This is a genomic window from Micrococcus sp. HMSC31B01 (genome assembly GCF_001816085.1).
Taxonomy (GTDB): Bacteria; Actinomycetota; Actinomycetes; order Actinomycetales; family Micrococcaceae; genus Micrococcus; species Micrococcus luteus.
This window is the reverse complement of sequence record NZ_KV825061.1, coordinates 1-3,580: the sequence shown is the minus strand read 5'-3', so window position 1 is coordinate 3,580 and position 3,580 is coordinate 1. Positions and strand designations below refer to the sequence as shown.

Annotated in this window: 3 protein-coding genes; 2 read left to right on the top strand and 1 reads right to left on the bottom strand. The window is 70.7% G+C overall.

Features of this window, described 5'->3' with window-relative positions:
- Positions 1-609, top strand: a 609-nt coding sequence (locus HMPREF3105_RS04780) for an MMPL family transporter (RefSeq protein WP_168167996.1), incomplete at its 5' end; no start/stop codon positions are given.
- Between the two features lie 77 nt (positions 610-686).
- Here the strand turns inward: HMPREF3105_RS04780 and HMPREF3105_RS04775 are convergent.
- Complete coding sequence (locus HMPREF3105_RS04775; RefSeq protein WP_070708879.1) at positions 687-1,337, bottom strand: Dps family protein; 651 nt, start codon at positions 1,335-1,337, stop codon at positions 687-689.
- 324 nt (positions 1,338-1,661) lie between these two features.
- Between HMPREF3105_RS04775 and dnaK the strand changes: the two genes are divergently transcribed.
- Positions 1,662-3,521 carry a molecular chaperone DnaK gene (gene dnaK, locus HMPREF3105_RS04770; protein ID WP_070708878.1) on the top strand — a complete coding sequence of 620 codons (1,860 nt, stop codon included), beginning with the start codon at positions 1,662-1,664 and terminating at the stop codon, positions 3,519-3,521.
- Positions 3,522-3,580: the final 59 nt, after the last annotated feature.

The following is a 3,580-nucleotide window of genomic DNA, read 5'->3' as shown; positions in this document are numbered from 1 at the left end:
GACCGGCTCGCGGACCTCCCCACCTCGGGCGAGATCCTCGTGGGCGGCCCGGCGGCCCAGGCGCTGGACACGAACGTCACCACGCAGCGCGACCTGCGGGTCGTCATCCCGCTGATCCTCGCGATGCTGCTGGTCATCCTCGCGGTGCTGCTGCGCTCGCTCCTGGCGCCCGTGCTGCTCGTGGCGGCCACCGTGGTCAGCTTCGGTGCGGCCCTGGGCGTCTCGGTCCTCGTGTTCCGGCACGTGTTCGGCTTCGAGGACGCCGACCCCACCGTGCCGCTCTACGGCTTCGTCTTCCTCGTGGCGCTCGGGATCGACTACACGATCTTCCTGATGACCCGGGCGCGGGAGGAGACGCCTCGGCACGGCACGCGGGCGGGCGTGCTGCGCGCCCTCACCGTGACGGGCGGGGTGATCACCTCGGCCGGCGTCGTGCTGGCGGCCACCTTCGCCGCGCTCGCGGTGATCCCGCTGATGTTCATGGTGCAGTTGGCGTTCATCGTGGCCTTCGGAGTGCTGCTGGACACGCTGGTGGTGCGCACGCTGCTGATCCCCGCGCTCGTCCGGGACATCGGCCCGCGCGTCTGGTGGCCGGCGCGGGCCGCCTGAGCCCGGACGGCGACGGAGGGCCCGACCGGTGGTGCGGTCGGGCCCTCCGTGCACGCGGGCGCCTCAGGGGCGCGCGGTCACTTCTTCTTGGACTTCTTCGCGTTCGAGGCCGTGGCCTTCTTGGCACCCGACTTCTTCGTGCGCGCGCCCTGCGGGGCGGGCGCGGCCTGGTCGTCCTTCACCCGGCCCGCGGCGGCGGCCTCCGTGGCCGCACCCGCGCTGCTCAGGCGGCCGTCGTCCGTGGTGAGGAAGGAGCGCATGAACCACTGGAACAGCTCGAGCTGGGCCACCTGGTCGATGAGGATGTCCTGCGTGACCGGGTCGAGGTCCTCGGTGGCGTCGATCGCGGCGCGGTGGTCCGTCACGACGCCGTCGTAGACGAGGTCCAGCGCGGCCAGGTGCTCCAGGGTCGACGCGCGGCCCAGTGTGTAGTCGTCCCACGCACGGGCGGCCACGAGCGCGCCCGGGGTGCCGGCGGGGGAGACGCCCAGGGTGGCGATGCGCTCCGCGAGGACGTCCACCATCCCGCGGACCAGCTCGATCTGGGGGTCGAGCATCTCGTGCACGCCGATGAAGCCGGGGCCCACCACGTTCCAGTGGGCGTGCTTCAGGGTGAGCTGCAGGTCGTTGAGGGCGTGCAGGCGACCCTGGAGGATCTCGGCGGTGCGGCGGCCCGTGCTCAGGGACAGGCCCGGGACGGTGTAGTCGGCGGCGTTCTGCTCGGCCATGGTGGTGCTCCTTCTCCGTCGGGACGGGCGCGCCGTCGGCGGCGCCCCGTGATCCGCCATCCAACCGCGTGAGACCCCCGCGCCTCCAGGGCCGGGCGCCTGCACCGGGACGGATGGGGGATGGAGCCGGGGCCCGGGAATGGATCGCGGACCGCCCGCGTTGACCCTCGCAGAAGCAGAAGTGAGTGAAGTCGACTCAGGTTCACTTGACAGTCCACCGCCCCGGTGGCAACCTGAGTCATGAAGGCTCAAGTCCCTGCGGCGCCGGTGCCCCGGCCCGCGGGTCCGGCCCCCGCTTCACCGTCAGACAGGAAGGACCCCATCATGTCCCGTGCAGTCGGCATCGACCTCGGCACCACCAACTCCGTCGTCGCCGTCCTCGAGGGTGGCGACCCGGTCGTCATCGCGAACGCCGAGGGCGCCCGCACCACCCCGTCCGTCGTCGCGTTCTCCAAGGGCGGGGACGTCCTGGTCGGCGAGGTCGCTAAGCGCCAGGCCGTCAACAACCCGGAGCGCACCTTCGCGTCCATCAAGCGCCACATGGGCACCGACTGGACCACCGAGGTGGACGGCAAGAAGTACACCCCGCAGGAGATCTCGGCCCGCACGCTGATGAAGCTCAAGCACGACGCCGAGGAGTACCTGGGCGAGAAGGTCACCGACGCGGTGATCACCGTGCCCGCCTACTTCAACGACGCCGAGCGCCAGGCCACCAAGGAGGCCGGCGAGATCGCGGGCCTGAACGTCAAGCGCATCATCAACGAGCCCACCGCGGCCGCCCTGGCCTACGGCCTGGAGAAGGGCAAGGAGGACGAGCTCATCCTGGTCTTCGACCTGGGCGGCGGCACCTTCGACGTGTCCCTGCTCGAGGTCGCCAAGGACGAGGACGACTTCGCCACCATCCAGGTGCGCGCCACCGCAGGCGACAACCGCCTCGGCGGCGACGACTGGGACCAGCGGATCGTGGACTGGCTGCTCCAGCAGGCCAAGTCCAAGGGCGCGGACCTGTCCAAGGACAAGATCGCCCTGCAGCGCCTGAAGGAGGCCGCGGAGCAGGCCAAGAAGGAGCTCTCCTCGGCCACCTCCACCAACATCTCGCTGCAGTACCTGTCCGTGACCCCCGAGGGCCCGGTGCACCTGGACGAGCACCTCTCCCGCGCCAAGTTCCAGGACCTCACCAAGGACCTGCTCGAGCGCACCCGCAAGCCGTTCGAGGACGTCATCAAGGAGGCCGGCGTCAAGGTCTCCGACATCGACCACGTGGTCCTCGTCGGCGGCTCGACTCGCATGCCCGCCGTCTCCGACCTGGTGAAGGAGCTGACCGGAGGCAAGGAGCCCAACAAGAGCGTGAACCCGGACGAGGTCGTCGCCATCGGCGCCGCGGTGCAGGCCGGCGTGCTCGCCGGCGAGCGCAAGGACGTGCTCCTGATCGACGTGACCCCGCTGTCGCTGGGCATCGAGACCAAGGGCGGCGTGATGGCCAAGCTCATCGAGCGCAACACGGCCATCCCGACCAAGCGCTCCGAGACGTTCACCACGGCCGAGGACAACCAGCCCTCCGTGTCCATCCAGGTCTTCCAGGGCGAGCGCGAGTTCACCCGGGACAACAAGGCGCTGGGCACCTTCGAGCTGACCGGCATCGCCCCGGCCCCGCGCGGCATGCCCCAGATCGAGGTCACCTTCGACATCGACGCGAACGGCATCGTGCACGTCTCCGCGAAGGACAAGGGCACCGGCACCGAGCAGTCGATGACCATCACGGGCGGCTCCTCGCTGTCCAAGGAGGACATCGACCGCATGGTCAAGGACGCCGAGGCCCACGCGGACGAGGACAGGAAGCGCCGTGAGGCCGCCGACCGCCGCAACCAGGCGGAGCAGTCCGCGTACTCCGTGGAGAAGCTCCTGCAGGACAACGCGGACAAGCTGCCCGAGGACGTCAAGACCGAGGTGCAGGCCGACGTCGACGCCCTGAAGGCCGCCCTGGAGAAGCAGGACAACGACGACGAGGTCGCCGCCGCGTTCGAGAAGCTCCAGGCCTCCCAGGTCAAGATCGGCGAGGCCCTCTACGCCCAGCAGGGCGCGGAGTCGGCCGACGCCGGCGCCGAGTCCGCCGCCCCGCAGGGCGACGACGAGGACATCGTCGACGCCGAGGTGGTCGACGAGGACGACGAGAAGAAGGCCTGACACCCCGGTGCCGGGGCGGGCGTCCACGCCCGCCCCGCCCGGAGGCCCACGACGCCGGC